Source organism: Streptomyces sp. NBC_01515 (genome assembly GCF_045040345.1).
GTDB lineage: Bacteria > Actinomycetota > Actinomycetes > Streptomycetales > Streptomycetaceae > Streptomyces.
Genome location: NZ_CP109416.1, coordinates 6,992,645 through 7,013,186, shown reverse-complemented (window position 1 = coordinate 7,013,186; position 20,542 = coordinate 6,992,645). Strand labels below are relative to the sequence as shown.

At 69.6% G+C, this 20,542-nt stretch carries 18 protein-coding genes; 5 read left to right on the top strand and 13 right to left on the bottom strand.

Going from position 1 to position 20,542, the window contains the following annotated elements:
* Positions 1–1,158, bottom strand: a complete 1,158-nt coding sequence (locus OG407_RS31935; RefSeq protein ID WP_405863031.1) for an adenosine deaminase — start codon at positions 1,156–1,158, stop codon at positions 1–3.
* Positions 1,159–1,271: 113 nt separating this feature from the next.
* Between OG407_RS31935 and OG407_RS31930 the strand changes: the two genes are divergently transcribed.
* Positions 1,272–2,036, top strand: a complete 765-nt coding sequence (locus OG407_RS31930; RefSeq protein ID WP_405863030.1) for a prolyl oligopeptidase family serine peptidase — start codon at positions 1,272–1,274, stop codon at positions 2,034–2,036.
* Between the two features lie 380 nt (positions 2,037–2,416).
* Here OG407_RS31930 and OG407_RS31925 read toward each other — a convergent pair whose 3' ends face one another.
* Positions 2,417–3,145, bottom strand: coding sequence for an SDR family oxidoreductase (locus OG407_RS31925; RefSeq protein WP_405863029.1), 729 nt, complete (start codon positions 3,143–3,145; stop codon positions 2,417–2,419).
* A gap of 74 nt (positions 3,146–3,219) precedes the next feature.
* Here OG407_RS31925 and OG407_RS31920 point away from each other — a divergent pair, with 74 nt between their 5' ends.
* Positions 3,220–3,597, top strand: a complete 378-nt coding sequence (locus tag OG407_RS31920) for a MerR family transcriptional regulator (RefSeq protein WP_405863028.1) — start codon at positions 3,220–3,222, stop codon at positions 3,595–3,597.
* Positions 3,598–3,824: 227 nt separating this feature from the next.
* On the opposite strand, the gene OG407_RS31915 is transcribed toward OG407_RS31920, so the two are convergent.
* On the bottom strand, positions 3,825–4,910 hold the full coding sequence (locus tag OG407_RS31915) for a MerR family transcriptional regulator (RefSeq protein WP_405863027.1): 1,086 nt from the start codon (positions 4,908–4,910) through the stop codon (positions 3,825–3,827).
* A gap of 92 nt (positions 4,911–5,002) precedes the next feature.
* A complete protein-coding gene (locus OG407_RS31910; protein ID WP_328679751.1) occupies positions 5,003–5,959 on the bottom strand; it encodes a LysR family transcriptional regulator in 957 nt (318 codons plus the stop codon).
* Positions 5,960–6,022: 63 nt separating this feature from the next.
* Between OG407_RS31910 and OG407_RS31905 the strand changes: the two genes are divergently transcribed.
* Both OG407_RS31905 and OG407_RS31900 read left to right on the top strand, forming a co-directional pair.
* The gene (locus OG407_RS31905) at positions 6,023–7,318 is read left to right on the top strand and encodes an MFS transporter (RefSeq protein WP_405863026.1); all 1,296 of its coding nucleotides are present in this window, start codon (positions 6,023–6,025) and stop codon (positions 7,316–7,318) included.
* Positions 7,319–7,478: 160 nt separating this feature from the next.
* A complete protein-coding gene (locus tag OG407_RS31900; RefSeq protein WP_403583487.1) occupies positions 7,479–8,498 on the top strand; it encodes a sigma-70 family RNA polymerase sigma factor in 1,020 nt (339 codons plus the stop codon).
* On the opposite strand, the gene OG407_RS31895 is transcribed toward OG407_RS31900, so the two are convergent.
* Positions 8,382–8,777 carry a hypothetical protein gene (locus tag OG407_RS31895; protein ID WP_405863025.1) on the bottom strand — a complete coding sequence of 132 codons (396 nt, stop codon included), beginning with the start codon at positions 8,775–8,777 and terminating at the stop codon, positions 8,382–8,384. The genes OG407_RS31900 and OG407_RS31895 overlap by 117 nt on opposite strands.
* 100 nt (positions 8,778–8,877) lie before the next feature.
* Here OG407_RS31895 and OG407_RS31890 point away from each other — a divergent pair, with 100 nt between their 5' ends.
* Positions 8,878–9,798 carry an AEC family transporter gene (locus tag OG407_RS31890; RefSeq protein WP_405863024.1) on the top strand — a complete coding sequence of 307 codons (921 nt, stop codon included), beginning with the start codon at positions 8,878–8,880 and terminating at the stop codon, positions 9,796–9,798.
* Positions 9,799–10,346: 548 nt separating this feature from the next.
* Here OG407_RS31890 and OG407_RS31885 read toward each other — a convergent pair.
* The 8 genes from OG407_RS31885 to OG407_RS31850 all read right to left on the bottom strand — a co-directional run bounded on the left by OG407_RS31885 (position 10,347) and on the right by OG407_RS31850 (position 20,499).
* Positions 10,347–11,639, bottom strand: coding sequence for a thymidine phosphorylase (locus tag OG407_RS31885; RefSeq protein ID WP_405863023.1), 1,293 nt, complete (start codon positions 11,637–11,639; stop codon positions 10,347–10,349).
* Positions 11,640–11,736: 97 nt separating this feature from the next.
* A complete protein-coding gene (locus tag OG407_RS31880) occupies positions 11,737–12,147 on the bottom strand; it encodes a cytidine deaminase (RefSeq protein ID WP_405863022.1) in 411 nt (136 codons plus the stop codon).
* On the bottom strand, positions 12,144–13,406 hold the full coding sequence (locus OG407_RS31875) for an ABC transporter permease (RefSeq protein WP_327401742.1): 1,263 nt from the start codon (positions 13,404–13,406) through the stop codon (positions 12,144–12,146). Before OG407_RS31875 ends, OG407_RS31880 begins: the two co-directional genes overlap by 4 nt.
* Positions 13,403–14,530 (bottom strand): ABC transporter permease, encoded by a 1,128-nt coding sequence (locus tag OG407_RS31870; protein WP_405863021.1) that lies wholly within the window; start codon positions 14,528–14,530, stop codon positions 13,403–13,405. Before OG407_RS31870 ends, OG407_RS31875 begins: the two co-directional genes overlap by 4 nt.
* On the bottom strand, positions 14,527–16,221 hold the full coding sequence (locus OG407_RS31865; protein WP_405868717.1) for an ABC transporter ATP-binding protein: 1,695 nt from the start codon (positions 16,219–16,221) through the stop codon (positions 14,527–14,529). The genes OG407_RS31870 and OG407_RS31865 overlap by 4 nt, the downstream gene beginning before the upstream one ends.
* A gap of 445 nt (positions 16,222–16,666) precedes the next feature.
* Entirely contained in the window at positions 16,667–17,725 is a 1,059-nt protein-coding gene (locus OG407_RS31860; RefSeq protein WP_405863020.1) for a BMP family protein, read from the bottom strand.
* Between the two features lie 215 nt (positions 17,726–17,940).
* The gene (locus OG407_RS31855) at positions 17,941–18,981 is read right to left on the bottom strand and encodes a BMP family protein (RefSeq protein WP_405868715.1); all 1,041 of its coding nucleotides are present in this window, start codon (positions 18,979–18,981) and stop codon (positions 17,941–17,943) included.
* A gap of 288 nt (positions 18,982–19,269) precedes the next feature.
* Positions 19,270–20,499 carry an amidohydrolase gene (locus OG407_RS31850; protein ID WP_405863019.1) on the bottom strand — a complete coding sequence of 410 codons (1,230 nt, stop codon included), beginning with the start codon at positions 20,497–20,499 and terminating at the stop codon, positions 19,270–19,272.
* Positions 20,500–20,542 lie beyond the last annotated feature (43 nt).

Genomic DNA, 20,542 nt, shown 5'->3' with positions numbered 1-20,542 from the left:
TCAGCCCTCTTCGACCGCAGAACCGCTGGTGGAAGCGGTCTGCCGGAACAGCCATTCGGATTTCAGCTCGGCATATCCGGGCTTGATCACGTCATTGATCATGGCAAGTCGTTCATCGAAAGGAATGAATGCTGACTTCATAGCATTGACGGAGAACCACTGCATGTCGTCGAGCGAATAACCGAACGCCTCGACAAGGTGCTCGAATTCGTTGCTCATGCTGGTGTGCGACATGAGGCGATTGTCGGTATTGACCGTGGCGCGGAAATGCAGCCTGCGCAGCAGCCCGATCGGGTGCTCGGCGTAGGAGTCGGCGGCGCCGGTCTGGAGGTTGGAGCTGGGGCACAGCTCCAGCGGGATGCGCTTGTCGCGCACGTACGACGCGAGGCGGCCCAGCTCGACCGAACCGTCCTCCTTCACCTGGATGTCGTCGATGATGCGCACCCCGTGCCCGAGCCGGTCGGCGCCGCACCACTGCAGCGCCTGCCAGATCGACGGCAGCCCGAAGGCCTCGCCGGCGTGGATCGTGAAGTGGTTGTTCTCGCGCTTCAGATACTCGAAGGCGTCCAGGTGCCGGGTGGGCGGGAACCCGGCCTCCGCGCCCGCGATGTCGAAGCCGACGACGCCCGAGTCGCGGTAACGGTTGGCGAGTTCGGCGATCTCCAGCGAACGGGCGGCGTGCCGCATGGCGGTGAGCAGCGCCCCGACGCGGATCCGCCGCCCGCTCTCCCGCGCGAGCGACTCCCCTTGCCGGAAGCCCTCGTTGACGGCCTCGACGACCTCTTCGAGGCTGAGCCCGCCGTCGAGGTGCTGCTCGGGCGCGTACCGCACCTCCGCGTAGACGACCCCGTCCTCGGCGAGATCCTCGGCGCACTCGCGGGCCACCCGGATCAGCGCGTCCCGGGTCTGCATCACGGCGACGGTGTGCGAGAAGGTCTCCAAGTACCGTTCCAGCGAACCGGAGTCGGCGGCCTCGGCGAACCACACGCCGAGCTTCTCCGGGTCGGTCTCGGGGAGTCCGGCGTACCCGGCGTCCCGCGCGAGTTCGACGATCGTCCCCGGGCGGAGACCGCCGTCGAGGTGGTCGTGCAGCAGAACCTTCGGCGCCCGGCGGATCTGGTCCGGCGTCGGGGTGTTCGGGGTGCTCTGGCTCGTCATTTCCGCACTCTAACTCCTACGCGCGTAGATCGCCCGCTGTACGAATCCGTCGATACGTAACGGTGACCGCGCGGAAGGATGGCGTACACGCTCGCTTCTGACACTGTTCTGTCATGGCACAGCAAGCGACGCCGGTCAGGACGGCCCGGCTGGGGAGAGCGCTCGGTCCCGAACCGACCTCGGTGAGCGGCGTGGTGCTGCTGCTCCCCGGCGGCGAGGAGATGTCCAGCCGCAGACCCTCCCCCATGTTGGCGACGGCCTCCGTACGGACGTTGGGCCGCCGGCTGGCCCGCGCGGGCGCCGATGACGGGCTCGCCGCGCATGTCGTCCACTACCGCTGTCGCGGCTGGAACGGCAGCGAGGCGTCTCTCGCGCACGACGCGGCGTGGGCGGTGGAGGAGGTCGTACGGCGGTACGGGGACGTGCCCGTGTGTCTCACCGGGATCGACATGGGCGCCCGCGCGGCGTTGCGCTCCGCGGGGCACGAGGCGGTGAACTCCGTTGTCGCGCTGGCCCCTTGGCTGCCGGAACAGGATGTCGCCGCGCCACCCGAACCGGTGAAGCAGCTGGCGGGACGGCGGGTGTTGATCGTGCACGGCACGAACGACGAACGGACCGATCCTGAGCTGTCGTTCCGGTTGGCGGCCCGGGCGAAGAAGGCGAACCGGGACATCTGCCGGTTCGAAGTGCATTCCGACGGGCACGGGTTGCATCAGCATCGGCAGGAAGTGCATGCGCTGACGCAGGACTTCGTGATGGGGGCGTTGTTCGGGCGGGCGTTTTCCCGGCCTGTTGAGGATGCGCTGCAGGCTCCGCCGCCGTTGGGGTTGAGGATGCCGTTGGCCGCGGGGTTCGGGCGGTCGCTTCGTAAGGGTTGAGGGTTCGTTGCCGGGTGCGGGTGCGGTGCGGCTGGTCGCGCCCACACGGCGGAGCCGCACATTGACACAGCCCCGCGCCCCTGAGTGGTCCTGAGCCGGCGGTCACCCGGCCTGCCGGGTCACCGGCGACGAGGTCCACGGTGGCGACCCGGCAGCAACTGTCCCACTCGGCGGGCACCTGCCGGCTACTGATCCGCCGCAACCGCACCACCGGCGAGGTGGCCTACCACCGCTCTTTCAGCGCACGGCCGGTGGCGCTGCCCGCCCCGGTCCGCGTCACCGGAACGAGCACCACGAACGCCCCGCCCCCACCGGACTCATCGCTCTCACCCGCGACGAAATACAGCGACGACCGAAGTCAGTGCGGCCCGAGGGGCCCCTCAGGCCGCCGTCAGCGCCGCCAGGGCGCGGGCCATCGCGTCGTTGAATTCTTCCGGCGTCAGCGGCAGGCGGGACTTGACGTCCCGGCTCCACTGGTCGGCGAGGACCTCGGCGGAGCCCGCCTCGACACCGTCGAGCGCCGCGTCGGCCAGGTCCGACGGCGCGATCTTGGCCACGGGCCAGCCCGCGGCCATGTCGGTGTCGGCCAGGCCGAGGTGCACCGCTGTCACGAGCGTGCCCTGCTCGGCGAGTTCCAGGCGGACACCGTTGGTCATGGCCCAGGCGGCGGCCTTGGTCAGGTGGTAGGCATTGGCGCCCGCGCCCCCGAACCATGACATGGCGGAGAGGACGTTGACGATCGCGCCCCCGCCGTTCCCGGCGAGCGCCGGCGCGAACTCCCGGATCATTCCCAAGTGGCCGAACACGTTGGTCTCCAGCTCGTGCCGTACCGCGTCCAGCGAACCGGTCACCAGGTCGGTCCCCGTCTGGATCCCCGCGTTGTTGATGATCAGCGTTACGTCCGGGGCGGCCTCGGCCGCGGCCCTCACGGATGCGGGATCGGCGATGTCGAGGGGCAGCACGTCGACCCCGGGCAGGTCCACGGTCTCGGGCCGGCGAGCCGTCGCGTAGACCTTGCGGGCGCCCCGTTCGAGCAGACGCTGGGCGAAGGCGCGGCCCAGGCCACGGTTGGCTCCGGTGACAAGGGCGACTGAGTTGTTGATGTCCATGCCCGGTACGCTAGAACCTGACGCTGACGTCAGAGGCAAGTGTGGTCGTCAGGGCCGGGGCGAGAGGAATCACCATGACCGTCACAGAGGCCGCGACCGGGCGACTGATCCGCATCGGCGAGGTGGCGCGGGGCGCCGGCGTCTCGGTACGCGCCGTGCGCTACTACGAGCAGCAGGGGCTGCTCATCGCGGAGCGCAGCCCATCCGGCCAGCGCCTCTACCGGCAGGATGCCGTCGCCCTGATCCGTTTCTTCCAGCAGATGTTCGCCGCCGGCCTGACCAGCCGAAGGATCATGGAACTCCTTCCGTGCTGGGACTCCGGGCACACCGACGCAGATCAACGAGCCATGCTGCGCGCCGAGCGGGACCGCATCCAGGCCAAGATCGACGACATGCAGGCTGCCCTGGACCGCCTCGACGGGGTCATCGCGATCACGGACACGCACCCATAGGCGCGGTCGGTCGGACGTCGAACCGGCGATCCACGGCTGGAGCACCAAGCCGTCTTCTTGGCCCCGCCCGGCCGCCGGCAGAAGCATCAAGCTCATGCGCCCGCGCTACGGCGGCTCCGTAACCACCTGCGACTTCGCCCTCCACCTCGCCACCTCGGGCGTCCGACCAACGCCACCCGGCACCCGGCACCAGAGCCGACCCTCGAAAGACTTCCGGAGCAGACCGGTCAATTCTCCAGGCGGACAGGCATCAGTATCGAAAAGGTGCCCTCGGTGTCGGTCCGGCGGATCGCCAGGGGTGCCGTAGCGGCACCGAACTCCAGAATCAGTCGGTCCCGGGCTCCGGCGGCGAGTGCATGCAGCAGGAACTCGCGATTGACGGCGATGTCGCCCTGGCCGTCGTCACCGTCCGCACAGACGCAGACCGTGCCGTCGCCCGTCACCTTGAGCACGCTGAGGTCACAGGACACGCCGTCCTGCTCGCGCACCTCGCCGACGCGGACGGAGCCGGTTTCCACCGCCGCCCGGAAAGCCGGGACGTCGACGAGGGCACGGTGCCCGGCCGGCAGGCGGACAAGGCGCCGGTAGTCAGGAAAGTCGTGGTTGAGACACTGACCAGCCGCCTGACGGTCCCCTGCCTCCAAGACCACGCGGTCACCGTCCACAGTGAGCTGGACGGATGCGTCGTCACTCAGCAGCGCCCGCATCGCGTCGGCGAGTGGGGACGGCACGATGACCTGCGCACGGGGCCCGCCATGCCCGGTGGTACCGGCTTGCGCGACGGCCATCCGGTACCGGTCGGTGGCCACGACACGGAGCGTCTCACCCTGGATGTCGAACAGGACACCGCCGAGCATCGGCAGCTCCGGGTCGGTACTGGCGGCGAAGCGGACCGCGTCCAACGCCGCGGCCAACTCAGGCGCGGAGAGAGCCAATCGGACGGTGGTGTCGGTGCGGAACAAAGCCATGGGATTCTCCCTGCGTTCGAGTAGCGCTCGGACCATGGAGAACTCGATGCGGGCATCGGACAGCCCCAGTTCAAGACGGCGCAGATGCGCCTGAAGCAGCTTCCGCACCAGGTCGGTGTCCTCACTGGACCAGCCGGCCAGCACCAGCCGGATGTCCGCCAATGCCATACCGGCCCGGCGCAGCCGGGCCAGCAACCGGGCCTCGTCAAGCTGCTCGGGGCCGTACCAGCGATAGCCGCTCACCGGATCCACCCAGGCCGGGACCAGCACGCCGGCACCGTCGTAGAACCGCAGGGCGCTCACGCTCAGTCCACTGTCCCGAGCCATCTCACCAATACTGCGCATCTCGCTCTCCACACCCGGGACTCTGGGCCCTCCACCAAGTCGAGGGTCAACCCCCGAAGGACTTCCGGAGCCGACCGCTGAGAGGAACACCCTTACGTTGGGAGCAAGTTGCCCCTTCTTGACAGGAGGAACCGCTTGAAGGCTGCCACCGGGGGTGTGTCCGGGTGGCCGTCCAGCCAAGCCACGCCGATCTCCCTCACGGCCCTTGGAGCCGTGACCGTCAGCTCCGCGACTCCCGGACGGGGTACGGCCGGTGGGGGCAGGAGGGCGACCCCCAGGCCCGCTGCCACCAGGCCCCGCAGGGTCTCGGCCTCCTCTCCCTCGAAGGCGATCTTCGGGCGGAAGCCGGCCTCCTTGCAGACGGCGTCGGTGATGCTGCGGAGGCCGTAGCCGGGTTCCAGGGTCACGAAGGTCTCGTCGGCTGCTTCCGCGAGGCGGATGCGCTTGCGGGTGGCCAGGCGGTGGTCGGCCGGGACGACGAGGCGGAGCTTCTGTACGTCGAGGCGGTGGGCGACGACGTCGGGGGCGTCGAGGGTCGGGGAGGTCAGGAGACACAGGTCCAGCTCGCCCGCGCGCAACCGCTCCAGCATGGCCTCGCCGTAGTTCTGGACGAGGCTGAAGCGGACGCGGGGGTGGTCGGCGCGGAAGGCCCGGATGAGGCCGGGGACGGTTTCGGAGCCGAGAGTGTGGAGGAAGCCGAAGGCGACCTTGCCGGTGGCGGGGTCGGCGTCGGCGCGGACCTCGTCGGCGGCCTTCTCGATTTCGGCGAGGGCGCGGTCGACCGAGGTGAGGAAGGTGCGGCCGGCGGGGGTCAACGACACCGTGCGGCCCCTGCGGGCGAACAGGTCGACGCCCAGGTCCTGTTCGAGGCGGACCATCGCCCGCGACAGGGTGGACTGCGGGACCCGCATCTCCTGCGCGGCCCGGGTGACGTGTTCGGTGCGGGCGACGCCGGCGAAGTAAGCGAGGCGGGGCGCGAGGAGCGCGACGATGTCTTCTGTGTCACCGGACGGTGACAGGTGAGCCTGTGAGCTGTACTGATGCACCATGGGAACGATTATGGCGTTTCCGTGCATTGGACGGATGAGCGGGGCCGTACGTAACTTCGAAGCATGTCTCCCGCCGACACCGGGGCGTCCACGATCGTGGCCGCCGCCAGCCCTGTCCCCGACTCCGCCTCCGACTCCGCCTCCGACTCGCGGCTGACGCCGGGTGGTCCCGGCTATCGCCGTATGAGCTTCGCGCTGTTCCTCGCGGGCATGGCGACCTTCGCGCTCCTCTACTCCACGCAGGCGCTGCTGCCGCTGATCTCCTCCGGTTTCGACGTGTCGGCGAGTGCGGCGAGCTGGACGGTGGCGGCGGCGACGGGTGGGCTCGCGTTGTTCGTCCTGCCGATGAGCGCGCTGTCGGAGCGTTTTGGACGTCGTACGGTCATGACGGCGTCGTTGGTGGTCGCGGTGAGCCTCGGGGTGCTGGTGCCGTTCGCGCCGTCGCTGGGCGCGTTGGTGGCGTTGCGGTTCCTTCAGGGGGCCGCGCTGGCCGGGCTGCCGGCCTCGGCGACGGCGTATCTGGCGGAGGAGGTCCGGCCGAAGGCGCTGGTCACGGCGATCGGGCTGTTCGTGGCGGGCAACAGTGTCGGCGGGATGAGCGGCCGGGTCATCACCGGGTGGGTCGCGCAGGAGTGGGGCTGGCGGGTCGCGGTGGCGGTGATCGGTGCGATCGCGGTCGGCTGCGCGGTCGCCTTCCGCCTCCTGCTCCCCGCCCCTCAGCACTTCACGCCGGGTTCGCTGCGCCCGCGCGTGCTGGCCCGCACGGTCCGCGACCACCTCGCGAACCCGCTGCTGTGCCGGCTGTACGCGATCGGCGCCCTGTTCATGACGGTCTTCGGCGGCGTCTACACGGTCATCGGCTACCGCCTCACCGAGGCCCCCTTCTCCCTCCCGCAGGGCATCATCGGCTCGATCTTCCTCGTGTATCTGGTGGGGACCGTGTCGGCGTCCACGGCGGGGCGGCTGGTGGGCCGGCTGGGGCGCCGGGGTGCCTTGTACCTGGCGGGCGGTACGACGGCGGCGGGTCTGCTGGTCTCCCTCGCCGACTCGCTTCCCCTGGTGCTGCTCGGCCTGGTCCTCATCACGGCCGGCTTCTTCGCGGGGCACGCGGTCGCGTCCTCGGCGGTCAGCAAGACGGCGACGACGGGGCGCGCGCAGGCCTCCGCTCTCTACCAGTCCGCGTACTACATCGGCTCCAGCACCGGCAGCACGGTCGGCGCGATGGCGTTCCACGCGGGGGGCTGGGCCGGGACGGTGGGTGTGGGGGTGCTGGCGGTGGTCGGGGTTGTGACGATCACTGTGCTGGGGTCGCGGGCCGCTCGGGTGGAGCGGCGGGGGGTTGGGGCGGCGGCTGCCTGAGAGGGCGCCCGCATCGATCCCCAGTGACGCTCGCATCAATACCGGGTGACCTGTAATCGCTCTGAGCTGCACGTTCATTCACTCCTCGCGCCATTGTCAGTGGGCTGCGCTACGTTTCGGGGTAAGGGAAGAACGGCCACAGGGGTGGGTGGGCGAGACCATGAGTGACAGCGTTGTGACTACGACGGACGACCTCGATGTCAGGCTGGAGAAGCACCGCGTCGAGCTGACCGGGTACTGCTACCGGATGCTCGGCTCCTCCTTCGAGGCCGAGGACGCCGTACAGGACACGATGGTCCGCGCCTGGCGGAACTACGAGAAGTTCGAGGGGCGGTCGAGTCTGCGGTCCTGGCTGTACCGGATCGCGACCAACGTCTGCCTGGACATGCTGGCCGCAGGCAACAAGCGGGCACGGCCCGTCGATCTCAGCGACTCCACCCCTCTCGCGCAGGCCGCGCTGTCGCCCCGCGCGGACAACACCTGGCTGGAGCCGATGCCGGACGCGCGCGTGCTGCCGACCGTCGCAGACCCCGCGGAGGCGGCCGTGGCCAAGGAGTCCGTACGGCTCGCGTTCATGGCCGCCCTGCAGCAACTCCCGCCCAAACAACGGGCGGTGCTGATCCTGCGCGAGGTACTGGCCTGGCGGGCGAACGAGGTGGCCGAGCTGCTCGACACCTCGGTCGCGTCGGTCAACAGCGCGTTGCAGCGGGCCCGGGCGACCCTCGCCGAGCGGGACGACAAGGCGGCCGACGCCGCCGTCTCCGACCCGCTGGACGAGGAGCAGCGCAAGCTTCTTGAGCGGTACGTCGCCGCCTTCGAGGGCTACGACATGGCCGCGCTCACCGCGCTGCTGCACGAGGACGCCATCATGACGATGCCGCCGTTCGACCTGTGGCTGACCGGCCACGACGACATCACGGGCTTCATGACGACGATCGGTTCCGCCTGCGAGGGCTCCCGCCTGATCCCGGTCCAGGTGAACGGTCTGCCGGGCTTCGCCCAGTACAAGCCGGACCCCGAGGCGGGTGGTTACGCGCCCTGGGCGGTCCAGATCCTGGAGATCTCAGACGGCGGGCTCACCGGGTTCCACTTCTTCCTGGACACGAAGCGCTGGTTCCCGCTGTTCGACCTGCCCCTCCATCTCGACGCGGAGTCCGACGAGATCGAGGAGGGCGCGTAGTTCGGGGGCGGGGTCGCGCAGTCTGATCCGGCCACCGGCCCGGCGGGCGGTCAGCGCGAGGCGGGCCAGGAGGTCGACGGTACCGAGCCCCGGGGGGCCTGGCCCCACGACCTCGATCTCGACCAGGACCGCTCCGGCACCGGTCGTCGCCTCCAGCAGTGCCCGTACCTCGGCGCACAGCCCCGCCACCTCGTCACGGGTGACGGGGCGGGCCGGCACGAGTACAGCGGGTGTCTTGGCGTCCACGATCGGTAGACCGGGTGGGCGGTCGTAACTCATCGGGGGCGACCGCCTAGATTTGCTGTATGCCCCACGGATCAGCCCCGCCCTGGATACCCGACGCCCTCCCGCGCGCCGAAGTCGCTGCCGAGGGGATGTCGTGCAGGGGGTGCTGACCGGGTTCGCGGTGATCGGTGTGGTCATCGCGGTCGGCTATCTGATCGGCGTGCGCGGTTCCCTCGGCGAACACGGGCGGGACGTCCTGACCAAGCTGGCCTTCAACGTCGCGTCCCCGGCGCTGCTGTTCACGACCCTCGCGCGGGCCGACCTGTCGGTGATCTTCTCCGGCGGACTGCTCGTGACGGTGCTGAGCACGGCGGCGGTGGCGGGGCTGTTCGTGGCAGCGGGGGTCGTACGGGGCTGGGGCATCGGCCGTACGACGATCGGGGCGCTCTGTTCGAGTTACGTCAACTCCGGCAACCTCGGCATCCCGATCTCGGTGTACGTCCTCGGCAATGCGTCGCTCGTGGCGCCGGTGATGTTGTTCCAGCTCGTGGTGGTGAGCCCGCTCGCGTTGACGGTCCTCGATCTGTCGGGGGCGGGCGAGAAGGGGCCCTTGTGGCTACGGCTGCTCACGCCGTTGCGGAATCCGATCGCGGTGGGGTCGCTTGCGGGGGTTGCCGTGGCGGCGAGCCGGGTTCATGTGCCGGACCCGGTGATGGAACCCCTCACGCTGATCGGGAACATGGCTGTGCCGGCGGTTCTGATCGGGTTCGGGATTTCGTTGCGGGGCAGCCAGATGCCGGGGCGGGGGGCGGATCGTCAACCGGTGCTGCTGTCGGTCGGGTTGAAGGTCGTGGGGCAGCCGGTGATCGCGTGGGCGCTGGCGGTGTGGGTGTTCGGGATTCACGGGGCTGCGTTGCTCGACGTGGTGGTGACCTCGGCGTTGCCCGCTGCGCAGAATCTGTACACGTACGCGAGCCGGTACCGGGTGGGTGAGGGGTTGGCCCGGGATTCGATCCTGCTGTCGACGGTGTTGTCGGTGCCGGTGTTGGTGGGGATCGCTGCGCTGCTCGGGTAGGTGCGGTTGTTGTTTGTCTGCGGGTGCGCTGTGGCTGGTCGCGCAGTTCCCCGCGCCCCTAAAAGAGGCAGGGGCCCGGGATTCGAGAACCCAGCCCCTTCGCGCCTCGCCCCCTTCGCGCGCGCCTCGCGCCTCGCCCCGCGCCCTCACGCCTCACCCCGCGCACCTCACTCCTCGCGCCCCTCGCCTCACGCCCCACGCCCCTCGCGCCACGCCCCACGCCCCTCGCCCCACGCGCCACGCGCCACGCGCCACGCCCCACGCCCCACGCCCCACGCGCCACGCGCCACGCGCCACGCGCCTAAAAGCCGTCACCCGTCACCCGGCACCCGGCACCCGGCACCCGTCACCCGGCCACGAGCAAGTACCAGCTCCGCCCCTGGAAACTTCGAGCAGCCGGGGCCTGAGAAGGCTCGGTCCCGCGTCCCTGAAAAGCCGTGAGGGGGCTGGGACTTGCAAGCCTCAGCCCGCTTCCCCCAGGCAGAGCGAAAGGGGCCGGAGCCCTCGAAGGCCCAGCCCCTCTCGCGTGACGAACCGGCGACCGCCGATCAGGCGATGCGCTCCAGCACCACCGGCGAAGCCGTGAACTCAGCCCCCGTAGCGCCGATGTCGTAGGAACCCTTCGCCGCCTCCAGGGCGTATTCGAAGCGCTCGGGTGTGTCCGTGTGCAGGGTCAACAGGGGCTGGCCCGCTGTCACCACGTCTCCCGGCTTGGCGTGCATCTCCACACCCGCGCCCGCCTGGACCGGGTCCTCCTTGCGCGCACGCCCCGCGCCGAGGCGCCACGCGGCGATGCCGATGTCGTAGGCGTCCAGGCGGGTGAGGACACCGGAGGTGGGGGCCGTCAGCACGTGCTGCTCGCGGGCCACCGGCAGTTCCGCGTCCGGGTCGCCGCCCTGCGCCGCGATCATCCGGCGCCAGACGTCCATCGCGGAGCCGTCGGCCAGGGCCTTCGCCGGGTCGGCGTCCTTCACGCCGGCCGCGTCGAGCATCTCTCGGGCCAGGGCGATGGTCAGTTCGACAACGTCGGAGGGGCCGCCGCCTGCCAGGACCTCCACCGATTCGCGGACCTCCAGCGCGTTGCCTGCCGTCAGGCCCAGCGGGGTCGACATGTCCGTCAGCAGCGCTACCGTCCGGACGCCGTGGTCCGTGCCCAGGCCCACCATCGTCGACGCCAACTCCCGCGCGTCCTCGATCGTCTTCATGAACGCGCCCGTGCCGACCTTCACGTCCAGGACCAGCGAGCCCGTGCCCTCGGCGATCTTCTTCGACATGATCGAGGAGGCGATCAGCGGGATTGCCTCCACCGTGCCGGTGACATCGCGGAGTGCGTACAGCTTCTTGTCGGCCGGGGCCAGGCCGTCGCCCGCCGCGCAGATCACCGCGCCCGTGGTCTCCAGGACCGACAGCATCTCCTCGTTGGAGAGCAGCGCGCGCCAGCCGGGGATCGACTCCAGCTTGTCCAAGGTGCCGCCCGTGTGGCCCAGGCCTCGGCCCGACAACTGCGGAACCGCCGCGCCGCAGGCCGCGACCAGCGGGGCCAGGGGGAGCGTGATCTTGTCGCCGACGCCGCCCGTCGAGTGCTTGTCGGCCGTCGGGCGGGAGAGGGACGAGAAGTCCATGCGCTCGCCGGAGGCGATCATCGCGGCGGTCCAGGTGGCGATCTCGCGGCGGTTCATGCCGTTGAGGAGGATCGCCATGTTGAGGGCGGCCATCTGGTAGTCGGCCACCTCCCCGCGGGTGTACGCGTCGATGACCCAGTCGATCTGCTCGTCGCTCAGTTCACCGCGGTCCCGCTTGGTGCGGATGACGGAGATGGCATCCATCGAGACTTGCGCCATGGCTTGGCTTTCCTTCCGAACGTTCAGAAAATGCGCGGCCCCGCTGAGGGAGTCGACGAGTTGCCTCGATGCCCAACTCAGCGGGGCCGCACGGGAGTTACCTGGTGAGATGGTCCGGCCCGAAGGCCTGCGGGAGCATCTCCGAGAGCGGCAGGATGCCCGCCGGTGTCTCCACCAGCAGGCCGGGGCCGCCGAACTCGTACAGCAGCTGCCGGCAGCGGCCGCACGGGACGAGGATGTCGCCCTTGCCGTCGACGCAGGTGAAGTGCGTCAGCCGGCCACCGCCGGTGCGCTGGAGGTTGGAGACCAGCCCGCACTCGGCGCACAGGCCGAGGCCGTACGACGCGTTCTCCACGTTGCAGCCGGAGACCGTGCGGCCGTCGTCGACCCGGGCGGCCACCCCTACGGGATAGCCCGAGTACGGCGCGTACGCGTGGGACATCGCCTCCCGCGCCTCCGCCCGCAGCTCGTCCCAGTCGACGGCCAACTCGACGGTGGGCGAGGTCACTTGCCCTGTCCCTTCCGGTACGGCAGGCCGTCCGCCTTCGGCATCCGCAGGTGCTGCGCGGACAGCGAGAGCACCAGCAGGGTGACGATGTAGGGGCTGGCCCCGACGAGTTGGGTCGGGACGTCGTCGGTGGTGGCGTACCAGACGAACATCAGGGCCGCGATGACAGCCGTGACGACGGCGGGGACGTAGCGCTTCTTCCAGACCATGTACGCGCAGCCGGCGACCAGCAGGAAGCCGATCAGCAGGATCAGGGCGTGGACGTTGGTGGAGCCGCCGCGCAGGTTGAGGCTGTCGGTGTAGCCGAACAGGCCCGCGCCGAGGGCGAGTCCGCCCGGCATCCAGTTGCCGAAGATCATCGAGGCGAGGCCGATGTAGCCGCGGCCGCCGGTCTGGCCGTCGAGGTAGACGTTGGACGCGACGATCGACAGGAAGGCGCCGCCGAGGCCGGCGAAGCCGCCGGAGATGATCACGGCGATGTACTTGTACTTGTAGACGTTGACGCCGAGGGACTCGGCGGCCACCGGGTTCTCGCCGCAGGAGCGCAGGCGCAGGCCGAAGGCGGTGCGCCACAGGACCCACCAGGTGGCCGGGACGAGGGCCACCGCGATGACGGTGAGCGGGGAGAGGTCGGTGATCAGGCCGCCGATGAGGCCCGCGATGTCCGAGAGCAGGAACCAGTGCTTCTCGTTGAGCTTGTCCAGCCAGGTGGAGAGGCCCGGGATGTCGAAGGTGCCGAGCGAGTCGATCGGCGGGGACTGCTTGGCGGAGCCCTGCTCGGTGTTGGCGAAGGTGAACTTCGAGAGGTAACGGGTGGTGCCCAGCGCCAGGATGTTGATGGCGACACCGGAGACGATGTGGTTGACGTTGAACGTCACCGTGGCGATCGCGTGCAGCAGGGCGCCGAGGCAGCCGCCGATGATGCCGAAGACGATGCCGACCCACGGGCCCCACTGGTAGCCGGCCCAGGCGCCGAACCAGGTGCCGAGGATCATCATGCCTTCGAGGCCGATGTTGACGACGCCCGCGCGCTCGGCCCAGAGGCCGCCGAGACCGGCGAGGCCGATCGGTACCGCTGCCCGGAGGGCCGTGGACATCTGGCCGGTGGAGGTGATGCCGTCCGCGCCGGTGATCACGCGGACCAGCGAGGTGAGGATCAGGGCGCCCGCGATGATCAGCAGGAGCACGGGGAGCGAGAAACGGCGGCCGCCCTTGCCGGGCTGCTGCGCCTGCGGCTTGGCGATGGTCGCGGTACTCATCGGGCCGCCACCTCCTTCTTCTCGGAGTTGTTGCGGGCGGCAGCGGCGAGTTCCTCGCCGACGAGCTTCTGCTGGCGGCGCAGGCCCCAGGTGCGGACGACCTCGTACGAGATGACGACCGCGAAGACGATCAGGCCCTGCATGATCGTCGCGATCTCCTTCTGGTACGCGACCGGGGTCGCGTAGTCCAGGGCGGGCGACGCCTTGTCGAGGAAGGCCCAGAGGAGGGCGGCCAGCGCGATGCCGCCGGGGTTGTTGCGGCCCAGCAGGGCGATGCCGATGGCGGTGAAGCCGAGGCCCTCGGGGAAGGTGAGGCTGTAGGTGTGGCTGTCGCCGAGGAGCAGCGGCAGACCGGCGAGGCCGGCGACCCCGCCGGAGATCAGCATCGCGGTGAGGGTCATGCGCTTGGCGTCGACGCCGGAGGCCGCGGCGGCGGACTCGGACTCGCCGGTGGCGCGCAGGTCGAAGCCGAAGCGGGTGCGGTTGAGGACGAGCCAGTACAGAACGCCCATGATCGCGGCGAGGAAGACCAGGCCGTAGATCTCGCCGACGTCCGAGCCCAGGTCGATGCCCGGGATCCAGCCGGACTTCTTCATGATGCCGGTCGTCATGTTGTTGCCGACCTGCACGCCCCAGGTGTTGGTCTGCGTGAGGTAGAGGATCAGGCTGGTGGCGATCGCGTTCAGCATGATCGTGGCGACGACCTCGCTGACCCCGCGGGTGACCTTGAGGACACCCGCGATGCCGGCCCAGAAGGCGCCGGTGAGGACGGCGACCAGGAGCAGCAGCGGCACCTGGAGGACGGCCGGGAGCGCTACGTGCGCGCCGACGACCGCGGTCATCACGGCGCCGAGGCGGTACTGGCCGTCGACGCCGATGTTGAACAGGTTCATCCGGAAGCCGAGGGCGACCGCCAGGGCGGCGATGTAGTACATCGACGCCTGGTTGATGATCAGCACCTGGACGTCGGAGTACCCGATCTGCTGGAGCATCAGGTTGTACGGCTCGATCGGGTTCTTGCCCGAGGCGAGCAGTACGACCGAGGTCAGCAGGATCGCGGCGACCAGCGCCATGACCGGTCCGGCCACGGCGAGGAGCACGCGCTCCTTGTCGAACTTCTTCATCGGGCCTCGTCCTCCGGGGCGGCGGTGTCGTCCGCGTTTTCTACGGTGCTGTCCGCGCCGTTTTCTACGGTGCTCTCCGCGCCGTCTGCTTCTTCCTCGACGTGTTCGAGGTGACCGGTCGCGGCGCCGGTCATGGCCGAGCCGAGCTCCTCCGGTGTGACGGTGGCCGGGTCTGCGTCGGCGACCAGCCTGCCGTCGTAGATCACGCGCAGGGTGTCCGACAGGCCGATCAGTTCGTCCAGGTCGGCGGAGATGAGCAGCACGGCCAGGCCCTCGCGGCGGGCCTCGCGGATCTGGTCCCAGATCGCGGCCTGCGCGCCGACGTCCACCCCGCGGGTGGGGTGGGCGGCGATCAGGAACTTCGGCTTGTGGCTCATCTCGCGGCCGACGATCAGCTTCTGCTGGTTGCCGCCGGAGAGGGAGGCGGCGGTGACGTCGATGCCGGGGGTGCGGACGTCGTACTCCTCGACGATCCGGCGGGTGTCGGCCTGGGCGCCCTTGATGTCGAGCCAGAGGCCCCGGCGACCGCGCGAGTTGGGCTTCTCGGTGACGTGGCCGAGGATGCGGTTCTCCCAGAGCGGGGCTTCCAGGAGGAGGCCGTGGCGGTGGCGGTCCTCGGGGATGTAGCCGATGCCCTGTTCGCGGCGCTTGCGGGTGGCCCAGGGGGTGATGTCGTCGCCGAGGAAGCCGATGGAGCCGGAGTCGGCGTTCTTCAGGCCGATCAGCGCGTCGATCAGTTCCGTCTGGCCGTTGCCCTCGACGCCGGCGATGCCCATGACCTCACCGGCGTGGATGGTGAAGGTGACGTCGTCCAGGACGCGCTTGGCGGTGCCGGTCGCGGGGGCGAGGTCGCCGAGGAGCCCGCCTGCGGTGGGCTCGGACTCGGCGCCCAGGGAGGCGCCGCCGGCCGCGTAGACGGTGAGGCCCTTGACCTCGACGACCGGGGTGTCGGTGACCGTGGACTCCGCCGTCTCGGGGGTGGGGAGTTCGCTGCCGACCATCATCTCGGCGAGCTGGCGGGGCGTTGTCGCGGAGGGGACGGCCGTGCCGACGGTGGTGCCGCGCCGGATGACGGTGATCTCGTCGGCGACGGAGAGGACCTCGCCGAGCTTGTGCGAGATGAAGATGACCGCGAGGCCCTCGGACTTCAGCTCGCGCAGGTTGCTGAAGAGGGCGTCGACCTCCTGCGGCACCAGGACGGCGGTGGGCTCGTCCAGGATCAGGGTGCGGGCGCCGCGGTAGAGGACCTTGAGGATCTCGACGCGCTGGCGCTCGGCGACGCCGAGGTTCTCGACGAGGACGTCCGGGCGGACGTTCAGGCCGTAGCGGTCGGAGATCTCCTTGATCTTCTTGCGGGCGCCGCCGCCGATGCCGTGCAGCTTCTCGCTGCCCAGGACGACGTTCTCCAGGACGGTGAGGTTGTCGGCGAGCATGAAGTGCTGGTGGACCATGCCGATGCCGCGGGCGATGGCGTCGGCGGGGGACGAGAAGGTGACGAGCTCGCCGTCGACGGCGATGGTGCCCTCGTCCGGCTTCTGCATGCCGTAGAGGATCTTCATCAGGGTCGACTTGCCGGCGCCGTTCTCGCCGACCAGGGCGTGCACGGTGCCTTTGCGGACACTGAGGCGGATGTCGCTGTTGGCGACGACACCCGGGAATCGCTTGGTGATCCCCACCAGCTCGACCGCGATCGTCGACTGATCGCCGAGTGGAGGGTTGCTGGACGCGTCGATGGCGAACTCTCCTCGTGGAAAGGGGCCTCTCTACGCGCGTAGCGCCCCTGCTTTAAATAGTGCCCGGACCTGATCGTTTTCTGTCTGGCATCCGATCCGTTCCGAGCATTCTGCCGCGCGAACGGGGTGCGTCCCTGCCGTCGATCTCCCGTCGTCCGCCCGGAGGGCGGGCCGCGCGGCGTCTGGTGCGTGCGATCGCAAGGCGCCGAAGCGTCCTCGTGGCGGAGCCACGTGGGCGTTTCGGCAACGCGGCGAGCGTGCGTGCCAGGCGTCGCGCGGCAGGCGGGAGATCGACGGCAGGGGCGCGTGGAGAGACATCCTCCCCACACCCCGTTCCGTGGCCGTAACGCTGTCATTACAGCGCTCTTTTGGCCATGGTCGTGACTGGCCTAGAACCGACCGTTCAGGAGGTCTTGACCTTGATCGAGCCGTCCTTGATGCCCGCCTCGGCCTTCGCGAGCGCGGCCTGGAGGGTGGCGTTGTTCTTGAAGGTCGGGTTCGAGTCGGCCAGGCCGACCGCGCCGTTGCTCAGCGAGCCGCGGATCTCGCCGCTCAGGGGCTTCTTGTCCTTGATGACGGACTTGGAGAGGTCGTAGACCGCGCCCGCGACGTTCTTCAGCGCCGAGGTGAGGATGTACGGCTTGTACTTGGCCAGCGCGGCCTGGTTGTACTGGTCGGAGTCGACACCGATCGCCCACACCTTGTGCGCGGCGGCGGACTTGATGACGCCCTGGCCGGAGAGACCGGCGGCGGCGTAGACCACGTCCGCGCCGGCCTCGATCTGACCGTCGGCGGCGGCCTCGCCCTTGTCGGGGCTGGAGAAGCCGCCCTGGGCGGGGGTCTGGGTCAGGTACTGCGCCTTGACCGTGACGCCCTTCTTGGTGTCCTTGACGCCCTGCTCGAAGCCCGCCTCGAACTTGTGGATCAGCGGGACGTCCACGCCGCCGACGAAGCCGACCGTGTTCGACTTCGTGGTCAGCGCGGCGGTGACGCCGGCCAGGTACGAGGACTGCTCCTCGTGGAAGACCATGTCGGCGACGTTCGAGGCCGTGATGGTGTTGTCGTCGATGATGCCGAAGGTGGTCTTCGGGAACTTCGCGGCGGCTTCCTTGACGGCGGGGGCGTAGGCGAAGCCGACACCGATCACCGGGTTGTAGCCGGACCTGGCGAGCGTCTCCAGGCGCTGCGTCTTGTCCGCGTCGGACTCGTTGTCCTGCGGCTCGACGTCACGGCCGCTGACACCGAGGTCCTTCTCGGCCTTCTGGAGACCCGCGTACGCGGCGTCGTTGAAGGACTGGTCGCCCTTGCCGCCGACGTCGTAGGCAAGGCCGATTCCCTTGGACGTGCCGGAGCTGCTGCTGCTGGTCGTGGACTCGTTGGACGAGCTGCCACAGGCGGAGACGGTTACTGCAAGAGCTGCGGTTGCAACGCCTGCAACCGCGATTCGGGACACCCGGCGCATGGAACGAGACTCCTTCGTGCAAGCGCCCAAACCAGGCGCTGGTTCCGCCGCAGCGTAACGCGCGTAGACCAGACGGAAAACCCCATCTGTCCGGTCCGTTATAGAGCTGTGGCCACAGATGGTGGCCAGCGTACGGACAGCCGGACGCCCCTTGCGGGAGGCAAGGGGCGTCCGGCTGCAACGATGCCCGGAGGGGCTAGTCGTAGCGGGTCGTACTACTTGGTGTTGACGGTGATCTTGCCCGAGACGATGTCCGCCTTGGCCTTGTCCACCGCGGCCACGGCGGCGGTCATCGCCTTGTACTTCGGGTTGGAGTCGGCGAAGCCGACGCCGTCGTTGTCGAGGCCGTAGCGGATCACGCCGGTCTTGGGCTTGCCCTCGTAGACCGACTTGACCAGGTCGTAGACGGCGCCGCCGACGTTCTTCAGGGCCGAGCCGAGGATGGCGTCCTTGTACTTGGCGAGCGCCTTCTGGTTGTACTGGTCGGAGTCCACGCCGATGGCCCAGATGCCCTTGGCGGAGGCCTCGGAGATGACGCCCTGGCCGGAGAGACCGGCGGCGGCGTAGATGACGTCCGCGCCCGCGTCGATCTGGCCGCTCGCCGCGTCCTTGCCCTTGTCGGGGCTGGAGAAGCCGCCCTGGGCCGCGGTCTGCGTCAGGTACTGCGACTCGATCTTGATGCTCGGGTTGACGGACTTGGCGCCCTGGTCGAAGCCGGCCTCAAACTTGTGGATGAGGGGGACGTCCACGCCACCGATGAAGCCGATGTGGTTCTTCTTGGTCGCCTTGGCCGCGGCGACGCCCGCCAGGTACGAGGACTGCTCCTCGTGGAAGACGAGGTCGGCCACGTTCGCGGCCTTGTCCTGCTCGTCGTCGATGATGCCGAAGGTGATGTTCGGGAACTTCGCCGCGGCCTCCTTGACAGCGGGCGCGTAGGCGAAGCCGACACCGATCACCGGGTTGTAGCCGGCCGTGGCCAGGCTCTCCAGGCGCTGCACCTTGTCCGCGTCGGACTCGTTGTCCTGCGGCTCGATGTCGCGGCCGGTGAGCTTGAACTCCTTCTCGGCCTTCTGGAAACCGGCGTACGCGGCGTCGTTGAAGGACTGGTCGCCCTTGCCGCCGACGTCGTAGGCGAGGCCGATGCCCTTGCCGGTGTACTTGCCGGACGAGGACGACGAGGTGTCGCTCGCCTTGTCGGCGTCCTTGCTGGAGCTACCGCAGGCGGTGGCCGCGAGGGCGATGACCGTGACGGCCACCGCTGCTTGGGAGAACTTCGTCCTCCGAGTTGTCTGACGCACAGCAAGCACTCCTTCGTCCTCACGGCACCGTCACCGGACCGCTTCCCCAAGCCGCCGCCTCTGTGGCGATTTCCGCGCACAGTAACGCGCGTAGACGAGGAGGGGAACGGTGTTTCTCCTCGCCGTTACCGGATCGTGCCGCCGTCGCGTTACGTTCACGCGCCGGTGGTTACACCCGGGTGACACAAGGGGACGTAGGGGTACCGAACGGGCGCCCCTACGTCCACCTGGGCCGAGGCGTTCCGCTCAGATCGCGCCGTCGATCAGTGCGGCGGCGGTGAACAGCTCCACGCCGACCGTGATCGCGGACTCGTCGGCGTCGAAGTCGCCCTGGTGGAGATCCCGTACGGTGCGCTCCCCCGGGGTCCGCACGCCGAGCCGGGCCATGGCGCCGGGCACGTGCTCCAGGTACCAGGAGAAGTCCTCGCCGCCCAGGCTCTGTTCGGTGTCCTCGACGGAGAGCGGGCCGCGGCGCGCGGTCATCGCGTCCCGCAGCAGCTCGGTGACGAGCGCGTCGTTGACGACGGGCGGCACCCCGCGCACGTAGGTGATCGCGGACTTGGCCCGGTGCAGCCCGGCGACCTCGTCGATCGCCGCGTGCACGATGTCGGGCGCCTGCCGCCAGGCGTCGAGATCGAGACACCGTACGGTGCCGGACAGCTCGGCGTGCTGCGGGATGACGTTGGGCGCGTGGCCGGACTCGATGCGCCCCCAGGTCACGGAGACCCCGCTGCGCGCGTCCATCCTTCGGGCGACGATCGCGGGCACGTCGGTGGCGACGCGGGCGGCGGCGGTGACGAGGTCGGTGGTGAGGTGCGGCCGGGCGGTGTGTCCGCCGGGGCCGTCCAGGGAGACCTCCAGCCGGTCGCAGGCGGAGGTGATGGGGCCGATGCGCAGCCCGATCCGCCCGCTGTCGACCTTGGGGTCGCAGTGCACGGCGATGATCCGGCCGACCCCGTCCAGCACCCCGCACTCGATGGCGTCGGTGGCACCGCCGGGCAGGACCTCCTCGGCGGGCTGGAAGAGCAGCCGTACGGCACGCGGCAGCAGTCCCTGCTCGTGCAGCCGGGCCAGCACGAGGCCCGCGCCGAGCACGACGGTGGTGTGGATGTCGTGGCCGCAGGCGTGGGCGCGGTCGGGCACGGTGGAGCGGTACGCGCACTCACTCTTCGTGTCCGGGATGGGCAGGGCGTCGATGTCGGCGCGCAGCGCGAGCATGGGTACGGCGGTGTCGCGGGGTCCGATGTCACAGACGAGCCCGGTACCCATGGCGAGGACCCGGGGTTCGAGACCGGCCAGTTCCAGCCGCGCCTTGATCGCCGCGGTGGTCCGGAACTCCTGGTTGCCCAGCTCGGGGTGCATGTGCAAGTCCCGCCGGAACGCGACGAGTTCGGCACGCAAGGTCTCCGACAGGGTGCCCGGAAGCACATTCCCGACGGATTCGGCCTCGGACTCTGCCTCGGACTCTGGTGACATCAATTGCTTCACCCTCTGAAGGGTAGGGCGCCCGGGTGGTCAA

Excerpts from the sequence above, each read along its gene's own strand:
- OG407_RS31930 (WP_405863030.1), top strand. The coding sequence starts at position 1,272 with ATGGCACAGCAAGCGACGCCGGTCAGGACGGCCCGGCTGGGGAGAGCG.
- OG407_RS31905 (WP_405863026.1), top strand. The coding sequence starts at position 6,023 with ATGTCTCCCGCCGACACCGGGGCGTCCACGATCGTGGCCGCCGCCAGC.
- OG407_RS31860 (WP_405863020.1), bottom strand. The coding sequence starts at position 17,725 with ATGCGCCGGGTGTCCCGAATCGCGGTTGCAGGCGTTGCAACCGCAGCT.
- OG407_RS31920 (WP_405863028.1), top strand. The coding sequence starts at position 3,220 with ATGACCGTCACAGAGGCCGCGACCGGGCGACTGATCCGCATCGGCGAG.
- OG407_RS31935 (WP_405863031.1), bottom strand. The coding sequence starts at position 1,158 with ATGACGAGCCAGAGCACCCCGAACACCCCGACGCCGGACCAGATCCGC.
- OG407_RS31915 (WP_405863027.1), bottom strand. The coding sequence starts at position 4,910 with ATGCGCAGTATTGGTGAGATGGCTCGGGACAGTGGACTGAGCGTGAGC.
- OG407_RS31850 (WP_405863019.1), bottom strand. The coding sequence starts at position 20,499 with ATGTCACCAGAGTCCGAGGCAGAGTCCGAGGCCGAATCCGTCGGGAAT.
- OG407_RS31885 (WP_405863023.1), bottom strand. The coding sequence starts at position 11,639 with ATGGCGCAAGTCTCGATGGATGCCATCTCCGTCATCCGCACCAAGCGG.
- OG407_RS31925 (WP_405863029.1), bottom strand. The coding sequence starts at position 3,145 with ATGGACATCAACAACTCAGTCGCCCTTGTCACCGGAGCCAACCGTGGC.
- OG407_RS31895 (WP_405863025.1), bottom strand. The coding sequence starts at position 8,777 with ATGAGTTACGACCGCCCACCCGGTCTACCGATCGTGGACGCCAAGACA.
- OG407_RS31875 (WP_327401742.1), bottom strand. The coding sequence starts at position 13,406 with ATGAGTACCGCGACCATCGCCAAGCCGCAGGCGCAGCAGCCCGGCAAG.
- OG407_RS31870 (WP_405863021.1), bottom strand. The coding sequence starts at position 14,530 with ATGAAGAAGTTCGACAAGGAGCGCGTGCTCCTCGCCGTGGCCGGACCG.
- OG407_RS31910 (WP_328679751.1), bottom strand. The coding sequence starts at position 5,959 with ATGGTGCATCAGTACAGCTCACAGGCTCACCTGTCACCGTCCGGTGAC.
- OG407_RS31900 (WP_403583487.1), top strand. The coding sequence starts at position 7,479 with ATGAGTGACAGCGTTGTGACTACGACGGACGACCTCGATGTCAGGCTG.